Source organism: Liquorilactobacillus sicerae, from assembly GCF_029916425.1.
Taxonomy (GTDB): Bacteria; Bacillota; Bacilli; order Lactobacillales; family Lactobacillaceae; genus Liquorilactobacillus; species Liquorilactobacillus sicerae.
In genome coordinates this window covers 56,374-75,788 of record NZ_JAHAVQ010000009.1, presented here as the reverse complement: position 1 = coordinate 75,788, position 19,415 = coordinate 56,374, and the positions used below count along the sequence as shown (strand labels likewise).

The 19,415-nt window shown below is 36.4% G+C and carries 15 protein-coding genes and 1 pseudogene; 14 read left to right on the top strand and 2 right to left on the bottom strand.

The window, feature by feature from the left end; translation table 11 throughout:
• Window positions 1-31: 31 nt before the first annotated feature.
• Window positions 32-1,996, top strand: a complete 1,965-nt coding sequence (locus KH893_RS07340; protein WP_281165498.1) for an ABC transporter ATP-binding protein/permease — start codon at window positions 32-34, stop codon at window positions 1,994-1,996.
• A 447-nt stretch (window positions 1,997-2,443) separates the two neighbouring features.
• On the opposite strand, the gene KH893_RS07335 is transcribed toward KH893_RS07340, so the two are convergent.
• Window positions 2,444-3,481 carry a polysaccharide pyruvyl transferase family protein gene (locus KH893_RS07335; RefSeq protein ID WP_281165497.1) on the bottom strand — a complete coding sequence of 346 codons (1,038 nt, stop codon included), beginning with the start codon at window positions 3,479-3,481 and terminating at the stop codon, window positions 2,444-2,446.
• Window positions 3,482-3,855: 374 nt separating this feature from the next.
• On the opposite strand from KH893_RS07335, the gene abc-f reads away from it, so the two are divergent.
• From abc-f to KH893_RS07310, 4 genes and pseudogenes are all read left to right on the top strand, one after another.
• Window positions 3,856-5,367 (top strand): ribosomal protection-like ABC-F family protein, encoded by a 1,512-nt coding sequence (gene abc-f, locus KH893_RS07330; protein ID WP_281165496.1) that lies wholly within the window; start codon window positions 3,856-3,858, stop codon window positions 5,365-5,367.
• 412 nt (window positions 5,368-5,779) lie between these two features.
• Window positions 5,780-6,301 carry a GNAT family N-acetyltransferase gene (locus KH893_RS07325; protein ID WP_281165495.1) on the top strand — a complete coding sequence of 174 codons (522 nt, stop codon included), beginning with the start codon at window positions 5,780-5,782 and terminating at the stop codon, window positions 6,299-6,301.
• Between the two features lie 200 nt (window positions 6,302-6,501).
• The gene (locus KH893_RS07320) at window positions 6,502-7,875 is read left to right on the top strand and encodes an NAD-dependent succinate-semialdehyde dehydrogenase (protein ID WP_281165494.1); all 1,374 of its coding nucleotides are present in this window, start codon (window positions 6,502-6,504) and stop codon (window positions 7,873-7,875) included.
• A 1,158-nt stretch (window positions 7,876-9,033) separates the two neighbouring features.
• A pseudogene (locus KH893_RS07310) lies at window positions 9,034-9,331 on the top strand (reverse transcriptase domain-containing protein); the annotation flags it as partial.
• Between the two features lie 64 nt (window positions 9,332-9,395).
• Here the strand turns inward: KH893_RS07310 and KH893_RS07305 are convergent.
• Window positions 9,396-10,175, bottom strand: coding sequence for a DeoR/GlpR family DNA-binding transcription regulator (locus KH893_RS07305; RefSeq protein WP_281165493.1), 780 nt, complete (start codon window positions 10,173-10,175; stop codon window positions 9,396-9,398).
• Window positions 10,176-10,415: 240 nt separating this feature from the next.
• Between KH893_RS07305 and iolB the strand changes: the two genes are divergently transcribed.
• From iolB to iolE, 9 genes are all read left to right on the top strand, one after another.
• Window positions 10,416-11,231 (top strand): 5-deoxy-glucuronate isomerase, encoded by an 816-nt coding sequence (iolB, locus tag KH893_RS07300; RefSeq protein ID WP_281165492.1) that lies wholly within the window; start codon window positions 10,416-10,418, stop codon window positions 11,229-11,231.
• A gap of 24 nt (window positions 11,232-11,255) precedes the next feature.
• Window positions 11,256-12,239: a 5-dehydro-2-deoxygluconokinase gene (gene iolC, locus KH893_RS07295; RefSeq protein ID WP_281165491.1), complete on the top strand. Its 984-nt coding sequence runs from the start codon at window positions 11,256-11,258 to the stop codon at window positions 12,237-12,239.
• A 5-nt stretch (window positions 12,240-12,244) separates the two neighbouring features.
• Entirely contained in the window at window positions 12,245-14,161 is a 1,917-nt protein-coding gene (gene iolD, locus KH893_RS07290) for a 3D-(3,5/4)-trihydroxycyclohexane-1,2-dione acylhydrolase (decyclizing) (RefSeq protein ID WP_281165518.1), read from the top strand.
• A gap of 15 nt (window positions 14,162-14,176) precedes the next feature.
• Window positions 14,177-15,037, top strand: coding sequence for a class II fructose-bisphosphate aldolase (locus KH893_RS07285; protein WP_281165490.1), 861 nt, complete (start codon window positions 14,177-14,179; stop codon window positions 15,035-15,037).
• Between the two features lie 22 nt (window positions 15,038-15,059).
• Complete coding sequence (locus tag KH893_RS07280) at window positions 15,060-15,449, top strand: tautomerase family protein (protein ID WP_281165489.1); 390 nt, start codon at window positions 15,060-15,062, stop codon at window positions 15,447-15,449.
• 75 nt (window positions 15,450-15,524) lie between these two features.
• Window positions 15,525-17,033: an MFS transporter gene (locus KH893_RS07275; RefSeq protein WP_281165488.1), complete on the top strand. Its 1,509-nt coding sequence runs from the start codon at window positions 15,525-15,527 to the stop codon at window positions 17,031-17,033.
• A 70-nt stretch (window positions 17,034-17,103) separates the two neighbouring features.
• Window positions 17,104-17,913 carry a sugar phosphate isomerase/epimerase family protein gene (locus tag KH893_RS07270; protein WP_281165487.1) on the top strand — a complete coding sequence of 270 codons (810 nt, stop codon included), beginning with the start codon at window positions 17,104-17,106 and terminating at the stop codon, window positions 17,911-17,913.
• Between the two features lie 14 nt (window positions 17,914-17,927).
• Entirely contained in the window at window positions 17,928-18,398 is a 471-nt protein-coding gene (locus KH893_RS07265; protein WP_281165486.1) for a heme-degrading domain-containing protein, read from the top strand.
• A gap of 36 nt (window positions 18,399-18,434) precedes the next feature.
• The gene (iolE, locus tag KH893_RS07260) at window positions 18,435-19,358 is read left to right on the top strand and encodes a myo-inosose-2 dehydratase (protein WP_281165485.1); all 924 of its coding nucleotides are present in this window, start codon (window positions 18,435-18,437) and stop codon (window positions 19,356-19,358) included.
• The last annotated feature ends 57 nt before the right edge of the window (window positions 19,359-19,415 follow it).

The window sequence follows — 19,415 nt, the reverse complement described above, 5'->3', positions numbered from 1 at the left end:
CTTTTAGTTAACATGAAAGGAATGAGGATTGATGGCATATCTGAAATTAGAAAATATTTTCAAAAGTTACTATTTAGGTAAGACTGTTTTTCCAGTATTAAAAGGAATCAATCTAGAATTTAACTTAGGAGAATTTGTCTCTATTCTAGGGGAATCTGGTGGTGGAAAATCAACTTTAATGAATATTATTGGCGGATTGGATCGGCAATTTAAGGGTAAAGTAATTGTTGACAATAAGTTGCTGGATCATCGGCAAGAAAGTAATTTAGATGCATATCGGAGACATACAGTTGGGTACATTTATCAGTCATATAATTTGATTAGTCATTTAACGGTTATTGAAAATGTTAAATTATCACTTGAAATGACTACTTTATCCGCACAAAAAAAAGAGGAACGTGCTTGGGCTCTCCTTAAGCGTGTAGGTTTGCAAGAACATGCTCAGAAATATCCTAATCAAATTTCTGGAGGTCAAAAGCAAAGAGTAGCGATTGCACGGGCACTTGCTAGTGATCCTAAAATAATTATTGCTGATGAACCTACTGGAGCACTTGATTCACAAAATACAGAAGAAGTGTTGAAAACCTTAGATAGCATTGCAGCCGAAGGAAGATTAGTAATTGCAGTAACGCATTCGCAGCACGTTGCAGATGCCAGCACACGAATCGTGCGTTTAGAAGACGGAAAAATTGTTTCAGATCATTCTTTAAGAGATTCTTATCAGATTGATCAGCAAAAACCATATTTACAATCGAAAAAATTATCTTTCTTATCAAGTATTGCAACGGCGTATAAACACTTTAAGTTTCAAAAGACCAAAAATGCTTTAATTATCACTGGAACGGCAATTGGATTGTGTGCGGTTATGCTTTTTAATGGACTAGGGACAGGGGTAAAGAAATATGTTAATAAGCAGATCACAGAAATGGTAAACCCAACAGCAGTGGTTGTAACTAGACATGCGGGGAGTTCAGGAGGTACTAATAATGCTCAGCAGTCATTAGTTGCCAGCAGCAGTCAAAAGGGTTTCACGAAGAATGAAATAGATCGCTTGAAAAATATTAAAGATGTGACAAAAGTTGAGAAATATTTGACAGTCGGTAATGTAACAGTTTCTTATCATGGAAAAAAAGCTACTGCCAGCACTTTAAATAATTGGACCAGCGCTTCTTCTAAAGGAAGTGTTAAGAATGGTCAAGCCCCTAACTCTGGCGAAGTAGTATTAGACCGAAAAACAATTGCCAATAAACTCAAAAATCATGGGAAAGACTTGATTGGTAAAACAGTTACTTTAACATATCAAGGGGTAAACAAAGCTAATAAACCGGTAACTGTAAAGTTTAGCGCGCGTGTATCAGGATTAACGAATAATAGTCGAAGTGCTAGTAACGAAGTAGCAACAAGTACTTTAATCAAAGCAATGAATAGCAAAAATATTTCTCCATCAGCAACAACACTTTCAGTCAAAGTCAATAAAATGGCGAATGTCAAGACTGCTACTCAAAAGATAAATAAATTGAAAATGAATGGGCACCGGGTCTACTCAGCTACTTCGGTCTCTAGTTTAATTAAGACAGTGCAAACGTATATCAACTTGATCACTAATATTTTAGCTGCAATTGCAAGTATTTCGTTGATTGTTTCCGCGCTAATGATTATTGTCACAATGTATATGTCAGTTGCGGAGAGAACAAAAGAGATTGGTATTTTACGGGCACTTGGAGAAAGTAAGGGAGATATTCGTCGGTTATTTATTAGTGAGTCCTTAATTATTGGTGTTTTCAGTTCGATTGCCGCGACGGTAATTACTTTTGTATTCAGTTTAGGAGGAAATGCGCTGCTTTCTAAAATTACTCGCTTTAGTTTTATTCAGATAGATTTTAAAAATGTCCTTAGTGTCTTTTTGATTTCAGTAGTAATTTCCTTAATTGCCTCCTGGTTACCAGCCCGACATGCGGCTTCTTTAAATCCAATTGACGCTTTAGCTGCTGACTAGTTTTCCTGGCAAAAAAAACCAATGGTAAAGGGAAACATTTTAAAGACAACGTAAATACTGAACAGTTCTGATAAAGTAGTATTAAAACCTTGGATATTTTGGCCTGTGTCACTAAAATTTTTCAGTGCTATTTAGTGATAAATGTAAGAATGGTTCGAAAGTATATTAACAAAAGCGGTGAATAAATCCGAAAATTCGGTTTGTTCACCGCTTTTGTTGGAGATAACTAGCTTAGCAGGAGTCAGCCAAGATCATAGTCCATAAGCTGACTGGAATTGACAAAGAAAATCAGTCAGGAAATGCCAGGATGGCTACAAGATTATGGGGTTGGCAAAATGAAGATGCTCATGCAACAAAAACAAAATGCTTAATTTACCGCAACTTTTCACGGATGATGGTGTGAAAGATCGATAATTGACTAGATTTAGAGATTTAACTTTGTTAAGATTATCGTTTTAATAATGAAAAGCGCTGCGCATGAAGCTGCAAAAGATGATCAAGTTGGCGAAAATCTTTGCGAACGTCATATTCATGAGCAGGGCGTTGAATTAAACTGTTGATCAGTTTTTTCAATCTTTGCGGATCGTCCTCATCAGTATAAGTTACCCATTCAATATGTTCAAGCCAATCAAAGTAAGCATGTTTGCCTTTTCCATAGCTATTGCCAAATAAAAGACAAGGTGTTCCAGTCAAAACTGAAAAAATCATAGCATGCCAACGGTCAGTAATAATAATTTCCTGTCTTGAAAACCATTCCAATTCTTTAACGATCAATTCACGACGATTGCTGGGGGTAATACGTTTGACAGTATCTAAGACAGTATCGGTTCGCTTTAGGGGACGACCATTACTTAAAATTTCCTTCAAGGAATTGATCAAATCTTCTGAGATGACTTTCTCGCTATCATGGCGGAAAACAAACAATGCACCTGAACGCGAGTGATCAAGATCCCGAGCTTGAATGTAAAGAACCATGTCAGGAGTAAATAAAACATGATTATCAAAAGCTGTCTGCATGCGATGATAGCTTTGCGCATCCCGAGCCAGTAAAAACAAATTGGAATTTTTGGCATATGCAGCCTGGCTTTTCTTCAGTTCAGCTTGTCCGGCCGGCGTATTTTCAAAATTAATTGACTGCGGGAAAGAAATTGTCAAATTATCAGGGAATGCTGCAAAGACCTTCCGGCGGGCGATTTCATGATCAAGGTAGACATTTCCCATATTGCCGCCACCGACAAATGAAATTACATCAGCGGGCTGCAAAATTTTTTTGACGGCAGTAATTGCTTCATCAGTATCTTCTTCAAGAATTTCAATAAATTGGAATTTAGGAAATTCATTTTCAATATAGTGGCGCTGAGCTAAAGAAACAGCTTGATCGCCAAGATTGGTGTAAGTTGGGATGCCAAAAGAAAAGAATTTAGGGCGCTTGTTAGTTGGCAAAACGGAGACGGGTGCTTTTTCTTGCAGGTAAAAATTAACCATACAGATCCCTCCTTAAGTAGTTTAAGTTAAATTAAAGCTGATTATTTAGCGTTGAAATTAAGCGCTTATACATTAATGATAATATTGATTCATAAATTAGTCAGTTATTCCGGCTTGACAGCTAATAAATTTACTAGTAAAGTAAAAGCGCAAATAAAGGAGTGGTCGGGATTGAAGCTTTAAAATCGTTAACAAGCTATTGTCATTTTCACTAAAATGGGGATCAGTCTGACGATTTTAAGCTAATCAATCAAGGTCATCTATTGTGATAGCTGATAAATTGAATAAAAATGTCTTTTGACAGAAACTGAGCTGTTGAAAGTTTATTTCAGTGTAAATCCCCAAAGGCAATTTTTAAGCGAGGGGAATTTTTTATGGGAACAATTAGAGTTAAAAATTTAACGTTTAAATATGATAATATGGAAAAGAATATTTTTAATGTTTGTAATTTGAACATTGATGAGCATTGGAAATTAGGCTTAATTGGCAGAAATGGCCGCGGTAAAACAACTTTCTTGCGCTTGTTGCTTGGAAGACTTGTGTATCAAGGAACGATTCAAACTAATTTAAAATTTGATTATTTCCCACAAGCAGTTGCCACTCCGCAACGTTCAGTCAAAGAAGTTTTGCAACAATTAACTAAGTTGGACGATAGCGAATTTTGGAGATTAGAGATTGAATTGAAAAAATTGCAATTGCCATCAGCGGTTTTAACAATGGCTTTTAAAAACTTAAGCCCAGGTCAACAAACTAAGAGCTTGCTGGCAGCAATTTTTGTTGATCGAACGGCTTTTCAGCTAATTGATGAGCCAACCAATCACCTCGACAGTTGGGGAAGACAATTGGTCAGTCAGTATTTGAAAACCAAACAAGGCTTTATTTTAACGAGCCATGATCAAAATTTTATTGATCAGTCAGTTGACCATATTCTGGCAATTGATCGGAATAAAATTCAATTATTTCATGGTAATTATACAACATGGCAGCAGGAATTTGCCAAACAAAATCAAACTGAAAAGCTTGAAAAACAGCAACTTAATCGACAAATTAAACATTTGCAGCAAAATGCTAATGAAATCCGTAAATGGTCTGAGCAAGCGGAAAAGGAAAAACGTAAAAAATCTCATCAACAAGAAGAACATGCTGATATCGATCGAGGTTTTTTAGGTCATCGAGCGGCTAAAGTTATGAAAAGGTCAAACAGCAATTTAAAAAAAGTTGCTGCAAAAATTGAAGAAAAACAGTCTTTGTTAAAGAGTACTGAGAAAGTCGAGTCATTAATGCTTAATTATCAAGCTCCTTATCAACAACACGTTTTGCAGTTGGAGAAGTTGCAAGTTAAACGAGGCGGCCAAATTTTGAATCAACCAATTACACTGGATTTGCAAAAAAAACAGCAAGTTGCCTTCATTGGTTTGAATGGCAGCGGTAAAACAACCCTGCTCAAAGTTATTTTAGGCTGCAAAGAGCTGATTGCTCAGGGAACAATTGTGACGAAAAATTCTTTAAGGTTTTCTTATTTGCCACAGCAATTTGAAAACTTGACTGGATCGTTAACTGACTATGCGCGCAAGTCACGGGTTGATTATTCGCAGCTTTTGAATACACTGCATAAATTGGGAGTTGAGCGAGCAACTTTTAATAACCGTTTAGAAAATCTTAGTCGCGGGCAAAATCGAAAAGTGTCATTAGCCCGTTCGCTATGTGAAGCGGCAAATTTTTATTTGTGGGATGAACCACTTAACTATTTGGATACTTTTACCAGACAACAATTACAAACTTTAATATTGACCAAAAAGCCAACTATGATTTTGATCGATCATGACCAAGCTTTTATTGATCAAGTGGCAGACCAAAAAATAGTTATCCGCCGACTTGGAAAGTGAGCATTTGTCTAGATAGTTCTGGATTAAATTTAATGCCAATGATCTTTAACCATAAGTTAGGCAAAACTTTAAAGGAAGTTGCTGTGGTAGTCTTAATTTACAAAACAAGATTGGCTGATCGAAAGGCTTTCTCTTCTTCAGACCTGTTTACAAAGCTATAAGACGAGAAGTGATAACAGTGAAAATATACTATTCAGATGAAAGTAACTTCTGCAAAAGTTAACTCCATGGTTATTATGTTTGAGCTGACGCTTAGGGTTTATTTTGTAAATGTAGACTTTTGAAATCTTTTTCAACAGTTTTTTTGACACTTTTACAGAAATCTTACTAAAAAAGCAAAAAGTTATGGTATGGTTTTAAAGAAAGCTGTAAGGCTTGTGAGGTCAAGCAAGTTTGTAACAAGGAGGTAGAGATGGCTATTTATATTCGACAGGCAAAGAAAGAAGATTTAAATACAATCTATTCTTTAATTCAAAGTGGAAAAAAAGTTTTAGCACAAGAAGGAATTCCACAATGGCAAGGAAATTATCCACAAAAAGAAGACATTTTGCAAGACATCAATCAAGAATATGGATATCTGCTAATCAAGAATGGGCAAATTGTTGGAACAGCCACACTTTTCCAACGATCAGATCCAAATTACCAACAGATTTATGCTGGTAATTGGCAAGGAAATTTGGGACAGTATGCAACGATTCATCGGATCACCATTAATCCAACAGTTAGTGGGCAGCATTTGGGGGATTATTTTTTCAGTAATTTAATAAGCGAAGCCTATCGTTTAGGATTTCGAGAAGTTAGGATCGACACTCATGAAAAAAATCAGCGGATGCAGCATTTAGTTCTTAAAGCAGGTTTTGAATATGCTGGAATTGTCTATATGCACCAGGATCCAAACGATCAACGGAAAGCTTTTCAGTTATTTTTAAAATAATTTAAGAAAAAGGCCATTAAATCATGTTTTGACTAAATATGATTTAATGGTTTTTTCTTTGAAATAAAAAACTTGCTATCACGAAAAATTGATTTTATAATTGCTACGTACCAATTTACTTAATGGTTGAGCATTTTTGTCAACAAAGATCGGATCTTAAAGTATAATTAAGATAATTTAGAAGGGGGCTTTTTTAATTTATGGCTTATAAGACAACTAATCCATATACAAATCAAGTCGAAAAAGAATTTGCTAATGCGACTGACGAAGAACTAGAAGAAACTCTGACAGCAGCCCATGCTTTATATAAAAAATGGCGTCACGAACCATTGACTGATCGCAAAGTTATTTTGCATAAGGTGGCGGATTTATTAAGACAAAGAAGAACTGAATATGCAGAGATCATGACCCGTGATATGGGGAAACTGATTGGCGAAGCTGAGGGCGAAGTTGATCTTTGTGCGGATATTTGTGATTACTATGCTGATAAAGCAGAAGATTTCCTCAAACCGCAGCCATTGGAAACTGATACAGGTGAAGCCTACTATTTAAAACAAGCTACCGGTGTTTTAGTTGCCGTTGAGCCTTGGAACTTTCCTTTTTACCAAATTGCGCGCGTTTTTGCACCAAACTTTATGGTCGGCAACCCGATGATTTTAAAAGATGCTTCAATTTGCCCAGCATCTGCCCAAGCTTTCGCTGACGTTGTTGCTGAAGCTGGAGCCCCAAAAGGCAGCTTGACTAATTTGTTCATCAGCTATGATCAAGTTGGCAAGGCAATTGCTGATCCGCGAGTTGTTGGCGTTTGTTTGACTGGTTCAGAAAGAGGCGGGGCCTCAGTTGCCGCTGAAGCTGGGAAAGCTTTGAAGAAGAGCACGATGGAACTTGGTGGCAATGATGCTTTCATTATTTTAAGCGATGCCGACTGGAACGAGCTGAAAGAAGTTGCACCGCAGGCTCGCCTCTACAATGCAGGCCAAGTATGTACTTCATCCAAGCGCTTCATCGTCATGGCAGATATCTATGACAAATTTCTGGAAATGATGAAAGAAGCTGTTTCACAAGTCAAAATGGGTGATCCATTAGATCGTTCGACGACCTTAGCACCAATGTCTTCAAAATCAGCAAAAGAAAAATTAGCAAGACAGGTTAAAGAGGCTATTGACCATGGAGCTAAAGTTTATTATCAAAAAGAAGCAATTGATTCAGATGGACAATTCTTTGCACCGATGATCTTGACCGATATTAAAAAAGATAATCCAATCTTCAATCAGGAAATGTTTGGGCCAGTTATTTCAGTTTACAAAGCTGATTCTGAAGAAGAAGCAATTCAAATTGCTAATGATTCGAGTTATGGCTTAGGCAATACTATTTTCAGCAGCAATCATCAACATGCTAAAGAAGTTGCTGCTAAGATTGAGACCGGGATGAGCTGGATTAACTCTGGTTGGGCCTCATTGCCAGAGCTGCCATTTGGTGGTGTTAAGAACTCAGGCTATGGTCGTGAGTTAAGCCAGTTAGGTTTCAATGCATTCATCAATGAGCATTTGGTCTATACGCCAAGAAAGAATTAATTAATTTACGGCTAAAATGATTTGATTTAACCGAATTAGACTTCAAATTAAGCAAACAAGTTAAGGCTTGGATGATTAATTTGAAGTTTTTTTGTAAAATTAAAGTGTGTCTCCGTCAAATCGGATTGGTGGAGCTATGAAGTTCTCTGAATAGAGGGCTTTTTTATTTTGCAATTAAAAAAATTCTGGCATAAAAGTGGTCCATATTTTTAAATCCGTAACAGATACGTCTAAGTGCTTTGATTTTTTTCGATGTTTTTGATGTAATTCTTTAGATATTAAGTCTTCTTTGTACCATTTGCGGAGTGCGCCCAGGGGCGGGGTAACCTAATTTACGAATAGTAGCGACATAGGGACAATCATATTTTAAAAATAATTGAATAGCTTTGACACACTATTCATGGGAAAACATGTGGATATTCCTCCTGTGTTTATTTTTGGTCCAGGATTATGTCCGCACCCCTTTGATTACAACTAAAAAGATAGTTGCTTAATCTGCAGTTTAAGGCAATTAAAAAAGCACTAGGAATGATCCTAGTGTTTTAATGCTACTTATAGTTAATTCTGAAGATCAATTAAATGATAAAAAACGAATAACTAAAGTAGCCGAAATAATGATGGTCATTTTGACACCATTTGACTAGCAGTTTAATTCAGGTGGTCAAACCCATACTGTAGCCAAACTTAGTATAACATACTGTACTAGATAATTAATTGATGATATCATTATCTTAGAAATATTGATGGTTATACACCATTTTTAGTGGATTTAGTCACTCCACATCACTGATGAACTCCAACTTAACTGTTGGAGTTCATTTTTTTACGTGCGCCCGGCATGGGTGCTAACTAGGTGGTGAAAGTCCACTGTAGGCCTTAGTAGTAGGAACTACGAGCTGAGGACAAGGGTGTCCACCGTGAGACGGAATCTGAAGGAAGTCTAAGGCAAAGTGCTGAGCCGATGAACAAGAACTGGCTACAAGACTGTTATCTGAAGATAAGGTTGCGTAACATCCTAAAGTCTCCTAAAGTCTCATACTACTCGAGACAGATAGCAGTAAAGCCGGCGGCTACGTGGCACGAAAGTTAGCGTTCTTACCCGGGGAGGTCTGAACTGCACGTTCTGGCACAGAAGCGATATGCATCTGACAGAACAAACCGGTCAGACGGGTGGAAATTCCTAAACCGGATGGGTCAATGCGGAAATTAGGCATTCCGACAGTCCTCGACCGAATTGTTCAACAGGCGGTAGCCCAGGTCTTAACCCCAGTCTTTGAACAAGTTTTCTCGGAGAACAGTTTTGGCTTCCGACCTAACCGGAGTGCCCAAGATGCCATTAAGCGAGTCACTGAGCTTTACGATCAAGGTTATCATTATGGATCTAAAGGCTTATTTTGACACTGTGAGCCATGACCTGCTCATGAAGTTTATGAAGCAGTATGTCAGTGACCCGTACATCTGAGATGAATAGTTTATATTTAAGTTAAGCACGTAATCTATATTCTCATCGCATGTAGTATTTACGCAATGAAAACACGTATATCGTTTTGTTTAAAATAATTAGAATACTTTTGCGGAACAGTGTTATTAGTTATTATCCCATAAAAATTTTTTATTTGTGCATAAGTCATTAAGGCTGTTTTATCAAATTTAGTGTGGTCTATCAACAAAAAATTTTGCTGGTTAGAGTTAGCAATCGATTTTTTAATGATTGAAGACTTAATTCTGAATTCATTAAATTCTGAATTTGTCACACCATTGTTTAAAGAAATTCCTGTAGCCGACATAAATGACTTGTTAAGGTTATAGCTTTCAAATAATTTACTGTCAATTCCTGTGAATGAACGGGTTTTGCGATTAAACTGGCTACCTACTACTATTATTTTGATATTTTCTAATGGTGATGCTGCTTCGATTAATTGAAGACTATTAGTTATTAGAGTGAAACTAATATTTTTTGGAAGGAATGGAGCAATTGCATCGGTGGTAGTTCCTGAATCAAAAAAAATTAAATCACCATTTTCAATCAAAGTAGCAGCCTTTTTCCCAATTGCAATTTTATCAATAGAAGTTGTGTGCTCCCTTTGACGGTAATCTATTAATGAATTAGTATAATTTTCATTCAAAATTACTCCGCCATATATTTTTTTAAATTTGTCCCCTTTTTTTAAAAGCTCATTTAAGTCACGACGCAGAGTGTTAGCCGAGATATGAAAATTATCAGCTAGTTCCTGCATAGTAGCTGTTTTATTTTTGGTGATGTATGTGTTCATAGCCTTAATTCTTTCTTCTTTAAGCATGCTTAATCATTCCTTTGTTAAATTATACGAATTATTTGGTTAATTTATTATATCATTTTTGAGCATTTTTTGGATATGTTTTGACAAATAGTATTTTTTTTTTAAAATAACAATTTTTTTGGACACTTTGTGACGTTTTTTAATTATTTTATTGTAAATTTGTGGTTGACTTGTGGTTAAAAGTGTATTACTCTAAAACCGTTAAGTAACTGCTTACAAATTTACAATGGAGGCTTAAAAATGAAATTATTATTTCATCCTCAAGATAAAGAAATTGTTCGAGGTGTGACTCAAATTCAGGCGGTTGATAAAACCAACTCTCCAATGTGTTACACAGCTGTCAAAGTTTTGGAATTTGCTCAAGGCGCAGAGTATGGTGAAATTTTAAATAAGCAAGAAGCTGGAATTGTCATTTTAACAGGTAAAGCCAGTGTAATAGTTGATCAGCAAACTTATGCAGATATTGGTCAACGTCAGTCAGTTTTCGATAAGATTCCAACTGATTCCGTTTATGCTGGCGTTGGTAGCCAATTTAAGATCAAAGCTGCAACCGCATTGAAGATTTTAATTGCCTATTCACCAACGGAGAAGAAGTTTCCAACCCGATTGATCAAAGGTGATATTCATCAAATTGAACATCGGGGTAAGTACAATAATAAACGTATGGTGCAAAATATTTTACCTGATGATTTACCATTTGCGGATAAGTTGTTGCTGGTGGAAGTTTATACTGAGTCAGCTAATTGGTCGAGTTTTCCACCGCACCGACATGATCATGATAACTTGCCCCAGGAATCGTTTCTCGAAGAGATTTATTATCATGAAATGAATCCTAAAAATGGTTTCGTATTTCAAAGAGTATATACCGATGACCAAAGCTTGGATGAAACGATGACGGTGAAGAACAATGATATTGTCGTTGTACCTAAAGGCTATCATCCAGTAGCAGTTCCTGATGGTTACGAAAGTTACTATTTAAATATTATGGCTGGTCCGGTAAGAACATGGAAATTTCATAATGATCCAGACTTTGCGTGGATCATTGACCGTAAATAAAACAGACAAGTGAGGAGGAAAAAAATGAATAAGAAATTTGATTTGATTGCAATTGGTCGCGCAGCCCTTGATTTGAATTCAGTTGAATATAATCGTCCGATGGAAGAAACCAAAACATTTGCTAAATTTGTTGGTGGCTCCCCAGCCAATATTGCAATTGGTTCAGCAAAACTTGGTTCCAAAGTTGGCTTTATTGGCAAAGTTTCAAAAGACCAGCATGGAAATTATGTCAAAAGTTATCTGAACAAAGTCGGAATTGATACTAGCAACGTTGTTTTTGATCAAGCAGGTCATAAAATGGGCTTGACATTTACTGAGATAATCAGTCCAGAAAACTGCAGTATTTTGATGTATCGTGATCAAGTTGCTGATCTTTATCTAGATCCAGCAGAAGTTAGTGAGGATTATATCAAGCAAGCTAAACTGCTGGTAATTTCTGGAACTGGGCTCGCCCAAAGCCCGTCACGAGAAGCTATTTTAAAAGCATTAGCATTAGCCAAGAAAAATCAGATTGAGGTTGTTTTTGAGTTAGATTATCGTCCTTATAACTGGATCAATGATGAGGAAACTTCAATTTATTATCAAATTGTGGCTAAACAGGCAGATGTGATTATTGGGACGAGAGATGAATATGATGTTTTGGAAAATCACCGTGGCAATACCAATGAAGAAACTGTAGCTGAACTATTTAAATACGCACCGCAGCTCTTAGTTATCAAAGTGGGATCAAAGGGTTCATTTGCTTATGAACGGACTGGCAAGGTTTATCGTGGCTATCCATATCAAACTAAGGTTTTGAAAACTTTTGGCGCTGGTGATTCATTTGCAGCCGGCTTTTTATACGCTTACATCAATGATTTGGGCATTAATACCGCACTTAAATATGGCAGTGCAGCTGCTTCAATTGTAATCAGTAAATTAAGCTCATCTGAGGCAATGCCGACGATTTTAGAAATTAAGAGCTTCTTAGCAACCGCCAAAGAAATGAAAGGGGCTGAAGAAAAATGACCGAAATGGAAACAATTCGTTTGACCACTGCGCAAGCATTAGTGAAGTTTTTGAATCAACAGTATCTCGATGTTGATGGTGAAGTTACACCGTTTGTTGAGGGTGTCTTTGGAATCTTTGGTCATGGCAATGTCTTAGGATTAGGCGAAGCTTTGTATAATGAACCTGGTCATTTGAAAGTCTATCAAGGACATAACGAGCAAGGGATGACGAGTGCAGCGATTGCTTTTGCTCGAGAAAAATTAAGAAGGAAGATTTTCGCAGTTACTGCTTCTGCAGGTCCGGGTTCCGCTAATTTTGTAACAGCTGCCGGTAATGCGTATGTTAATAATATTCCAGTCCTGATTTTGCCAGCAGATACGTTTGCTTCGCGTCAGCCTGATCCAGTTCTTCAACAATTAGAGATTGAAGATAGTGCAGCTACTACGACAAATGATGCCTTAAAACCAGTCTCAAGATACTGGGATCGAATTCAGCGCCCAGAACAACTGATGAGTGCTTTATTGAAGGGCTTTGAAGTTCTGACTAATCCAGCGACAACAGGTCCAGTTACAATTTGCTTACCACAAGATACTGAAGCAGAAGCTTTTGATTATCCAGTATCATTTTTCCGCCGGCGTGTTTATGTTGTTAAGCGTCAGCAACCGAGTGAATACGAATTGTCGGCTGCAACAGCTTTGATCAAGCAGAGCCAAAAACCAGTGATTCTGCTTGGTGGTGGGGCAAAATTCAGTGACGGTGGAGATGCAATTAAAGCTTTTTCAAACAAATATAATGTTCCAATCATTGAAACCGCTACCGGGAAGTCAACTATTATTTATGATTTTGCAAATAATTTGGGTGGTGCGGGCATTCTTGGTACGTCAGCAGCCAACCAAGTAATGGAGACAGCGGATTTAATAATTGGAGCGGGAAGTCGCTATACCGACTTTACGACCTCATCGAAAACAGCAATCGATCCAGAAAAAACTAAAGTAATTAATATTAACCTCAGTCGCATGCAGGCAATTAAATTTGATGCTTTGCCAGTAATTGCAGATATTCGCGATACCTTTACCGCATTAACTAATACCAAAGAGTTAGCTGGGTATCAGACGGGATTCACTGATTTGCCAGCGATTAAGCAAAGATGGAATCAGGAAAGAGATCGGTTAGCCAATATTAGTTATGATGATCACGATTTTAAGCCGGAAATTGCTGGTCACTATAGCCAAGAAAAAATTGAACAATATTCACAGACTTTAGGCACACGCTTAACGCAAACGGCAGCTTTGATTGCGTTAAATGAGCATCTTGATCCTGAATCAATCATGATTGCGGCGGCTGGATCATTGCCAGGAGATGTTCATCGAATCTGGAATCCCAAAAAGGCAGACACCTATCACATGGAATATGGCTATTCGATGATGGGATATGAAGTTGCAGCCGGCTTAGGAGTTAAACTGGCTAAACCAGACGTTGAAAGTTATGCGTTAGTTGGCGATGGCAGCTTCCTGATGCTTCATTCAGAACTGGTCACGGCTTTACAATACAATAAAAAAATCAATGTTATCCTGTTTGATAATTCTGGCTTTCATTCAATCAATAATTTGCAAATGTCACATGGTGATGACAGCTTCTTGACAGAATTCACTACAGCAGATAATCAAATTCTAAATATTGATTACGCTAAGGTAGCTGAAGGATATGGAGCTAAGGCCTATCGGGTGAACACCGTGCAGGGTTTACTAGCAGCCGTGGATGATGCTAAGAAACAAACACAGTCAACTTTGATTGAAGTTAAAGTTTTGCCAAAAACGATGACTCATGGTTATGGCAAAACTTGGTGGCATGTTGGTGATCCTGAGGTTTCGATCAATCAAAAGGTCAATCAATCATATGAAGATACTCAGCAACATTTGCAGGGTGCGTTTAAATACTAGAAAGGAGGTGAAAATATGTCGTTAGTGCCAGCTTTTAAGCTAGTTAAGGATGCAAAAGAACAGCACTATGCAATTGGACATTTCAATATTAATGGCCTGAATTGGATCACAACTTATTTGCAAGTCGCGCAAGCAACTAAAACGCCAATTGTGATTGCTACTTCAGATCGCTTAATTAGAAATCTTGGCGGTTTTCAATATGTTTCCGATGTGGTTCATTTTATGATCGATGAGCTGAAAATTACGGTCCCAGTTGCATTACATCTAGATCATGGTCTAAGCCTTGAAAGTGTTCAAGCAGCCATTAAAGCTGGCTATACTTCAGTAATGTTTGATGGCTCAAAGTTACCAATCGAAGAAAATACGTTTCTAACAAAGCAGGTTGTTGAAATGGCACATCAAAATGGAGTTTCGGTTGAAGCAGAAGTTGGAGCCATTGGTGGTAATGAGGATGGCTTAATCAGTGGGATCAAGTATGCTAGTGTTGAAGATGCTTTAAAAATGAAGGAAACAGGGATTGATATTTTGGCAGCCGCGCTAGGATCAGTTCATGGGGATTATGTAGGCAAACCAAACTTGAACTTTGAAAAAATGGCGCAAATCGCCCAAACTACAGATTTACCATTGGTCTTGCATGGAGCCTCAGGAATTCCTGATGATCAAATTCAAATAGCAATTCAGATGGGAACAGCCAAAATTAATATCAATACTGAAGTGAATTATGCCTGGCTGAATGAAGTTCGCCAGCGGATAAATGATAAAAATGTTGGACATGAGCCAGTGCCGGTGATTGCGTCTGGAAATCAAGCAATCAAACAGTTGGTTCTCGAGAAAATGAAACAGTTTCATGTTTTAGGGAAAGCAGCAGATTTTTAAAAAATTTTGAGGAGGAGACACTATGCCATTGGTAAGATTTGATTTACAAAAGGGAAGATCAGTTGAAGAAATCAAGGAAATAATGGATATTACACAGGAAGTCGTCATTGAGGAGTTCAAGGTTCCAGAACGTGATCGCTACCAGATTGTTACTCAGCATGAACCATTTGAAATGAATATTTTAGATACCGGGTTAGATATTGAACGCTCAGAAAAAGTTGTAGTGGTTTCCCTAACGAGTCGGCCTAGGAAAAAAGAAGACGTCGAGAAATTTTATCAGCAATTAGCTGAAAAATTAGCAGCGAAGAAACTAGTTGCGCCGAATGATCTGATGGTGAACATTACAATTAATGGCGACGAAGGCTGGAGCTTTGGTTATGGGAAAGCCCAATTTCTAAACGGAGAACTATAAAAAGTTAGAGTCCTATGAAGAGTGGGACTTTATTAAAGCGAACTTATGTAAACGTATTCAATGAGGGGTGATGAAATGCAAATTTCAAATGAAAAAGAAGATATTTTTGATCGTATTGGTTTGCCATCAAAATTAATTTGGGCGTTTATCGGCTTGTTAGTTTTTATTTTGGGTGCGACTATTGAAAGCAGCTGGTTTTCGTCGTATCTTTCAGGAGTTGGATTTGGTGCAGCTCAAGTTAGTTTAGTCTTCACGATATATGGTGTTGTTGTAGCCCTAGTTTCTTGGTTTACTGGAATAGGTACCCAAATTTGGGGCATCAGGAAATTAATGTGGTTAGGTACGATTTTGTATTTTGTTGGGAGTATACCATTATTGTTAATTGCTCTACCGATGAAAAGTTATATTTTAATACTTTTATGTTATGCAATTCGAGCGTTAGCATATCCATTATTTGCATATTCATTTCTAGTTTGGATTAATTATAGCGTAAAAAAAGAAGTTTTGGCAAGAGCGACTGCTTGGTTTTGGATCTTCTTTGGTGGAGGTATGACAATCATTGGTCCTTACTTATCAAGTGCACTATTCCCAATTGTAGGCAGAGTCGGTGTCTTATACTTGGGATTGGCTTTTGTGCTAATTGGGGCTTTCTGCTCATTGATTTTAAATCATGATCATGTTACTTTACCAAAAAGTCAGCAACCGCCAATGAAAGATTTTACTGATGGAATTTTAATTATGTTTAAACGTCCTCGCCTAGGATTATCAGTTATTGTTAAAACAATTAATGATATTGGGAAGTTTGGATATGTAATCGTAATGCCATTATATTTAAAGCAGTTTGGTTTTTCAACTAGTGAATGGTTGACAGTTTGGGGATCTATTAATATTGTTAACATTTTTGCAAACTATGTTTTTGGATATATTGGTGACAAAATTGGTTGGCGTAAAACTGTTACTTATTTTGCTGGAACATTGTGTGGAGTGGGAACTTTTGGAATGTATTTAATGCCTAAGATGTTTGGTCATAGTATACCTCTGCTTTTCCTTTCACTATGTTTATATGCTATTGGATTATCAGCTTTCGGTCCTTTAAGTGCATTGATACCAAATCTTGCTCCAGATAAAAAGGGAGCTGCCATTTCTGCTTTGAATCTTGGTTCAGGAATGAGTAACTTTGTAGGTCCCTTGATTGTTAGTATTTTTATTGGTCCTTTTGGTTCAGGCGGAGCTTTAATCGCAATAGGAGTTGTTTATTTATTGGGAAGTTTTTTAGCAAGTTTCTTAAAAACTCCAGAAGAATTAGCTGGGCATAAATCGGTAAAGCATATTGCTGAAACCAAGAATAATGTTTCGATAAGTAATGCAATATCTATTGATGCTGAAAAATTTTCGTTATCTGTCTTGAACAGTTCGGTACTAAACGTTCAAGGAATGACTGATGAAGAGATAGCCAAAAAAAAGTTAAAGTTGTATTTAGTTAGTCATTTATTAATTGATCGATTTAATTGTTTGGAAAATCAGTCATTTAGTGATCCTGAGGAAGTTGACAATTTAATTACTAACATTAAATTTACACGCTAATAAATTTAATGGTCAGCATTCAAAGGCTTAAAAGTTGTGAGCAAGCTCAAAAAATTTAGGAGGAATTAATATGACAGAATATGGATTATGTTTATGGACTTTCGGTTCGATTGATTTTGAAGAAAAATGCAGATTGGCTTCTGAAATTGGAGTTGATGGTGTTGAGGTTCAAGGAAATATTAAGGAAGATCCGAAAAAAATTAAAAGCGTTTTGCAAAAGTATAATTTAAAAGCGCTCTCAATTACTCCAGAAGATTTAGATATTTCTAGTTCTGATGCAAAAGAACGACAACAGGCAATTGAATATTATCTAAAACTAGTCGATTGGGCAACAAAGCTTGAAGTTCCAAGGTTTTGCCTGCATGGCCAAGTTGGAAAAATAAATTGGGACAAAAATCTGCAAGAGCATTGGAAATTGCTTGTAGATTCAGTAAAAATTATTTTGAATAAAGCACAAGATAATAACTTGGAAGTGGTTTATGAAGTTTTAAATAGATATGAGAATTATCAAGTATTAACGGCTAAAGAAGGATTAAAGCTAATTAGTGAAGTCAATAATGAAAATTTAAAGCTCTTATTAGATGCTTATCATATGAATATTGAAGAGGAAAACCCAGCTTCAGCTATAGACTTAGCTGGAGAAAAATTAGGAGTTTATCATGTTGCAGATTCAAATCGTCAAGCAGTCGGCAATGGGCATACTGATTTTGCCGCTCAATTTGTAGCCTTAAAGAAAATAAATTATGTTGGACCAATTATCATGGAGATCAGTGCCGCTGGGCCAAACCCATTTACTCCGATGAAAGAAAATGACTATTTAAAAGAAGATATAGACTTTTATAAAAAGACATTAAAAATTTTAAAGAAGAATTTTGATTAAAAGGAGATATTAAAATGTTGACTTTAGATGAGATTTTAAATCAAGAAACTGATGCGGAACTAACACAATTTAACAAAGATGATGCTTGGAGATTAGGAAATATTGCACATGAATTAGCCGGCGAAAATGCGAAAAAAATTGGTATTTCAGTTAAGCTATTTAATCAACATATTTTTTATTTTGCAGGATCGGAAACAATTTATGATGCGGAATTCTGGATTAGAAGAAAAAGAAATGTTGTAGAAAGACATAATCATTCTTCTTACTATATCAGTAATGAATATAAAATGGACGAGAATGAGTATTATAGACATAACGCCGTTAAGCCAAGTGATTTTGCAATTCATGGAGGTGGTTTCCCTATCAGAGTTAAGGGAGTGGGTCTAGTAGGAAGTATCGTATGTTCAGGAATGCTTTCTGAAGATGATCATTTGCTTTGTTATCATTCTTTAAAAAAGTTGCAAGAAGAATTAAGAAATTCTTAAGCTCAATTAATAATTTGTGAAAGAGGGTAAATAATTTTGGTATCTGATATTTTTGAAGATATTAAATATGGAATAGCACCGATTGGCTGGCGTAATGATGACATTCCATCAATTGGAAGAAATAATAATTTACAACAATTATTAAGTGATATTGTTGTTGCAAAATTTCAAGGTACGGAAGTTGGGGCTTTTTTCCCGAGTTCCAGTGAACTAAACTATGAATTAAAATTGCGGAATTTAAAAATTGCTGGTCAGTGGTTCAGTAGTTATTTAATTCGTGATGGGATTGAAAAAGCTTGTGAGGATTTTGAAAAACATTGTCTTTTTTTACAAAAAGTTAATGCAGAAATAGCAGTTGTTTCTGAACAAACATACACTATTCAACGCTTGGATGATAAAAATATTTTTAAAGATAAACCATATTTTACAAATGAAGAGTGGTCCGTTTTATGCAAGGGACTTGATAAGTATGGAAAAATTGCACAAAAGTATGGCTTGAAAGTTGCATATCATCATCATTTGGGTACGGGAGTTCAAACCAAAAAAGAAACTGATCGTTTAATGTATCATACTAATCCCAAACTTGTGGGCTTATTATTTGATACAGGTCATATTTATGTTTCTGATGGCGATTGTATGTCTTTGCTAAGGGAACATATTAAGCGGGTTGTCCATGTTCATTTTAAGGATGTTAGAAGAGAACAAGAAGCAGTGTGTCGGCGGAAAGGCTGTAGTTTTCAACAATCATTTTTAAATGGAATGTTTACGGTTCCTGGGGATGGAGATATTGATTTTAGACCAGTGTTTGATTTGCTAGTAAAGAGCAATTATCATGGATGGATTATTGTTGAAGCTGAACAAGATCCAGCTAAAGCTAATCCATTAGCAATGGCATTAAAAGCAAGAAAATATTTTGATGAGACTCTTTTCGCAAAATATATTAAGCAGAAAGAACTTTAATTAAATATAGAAATATCGAGTCCAGTTGGTCTTTAGTACCATCTGGATTTTTAATAA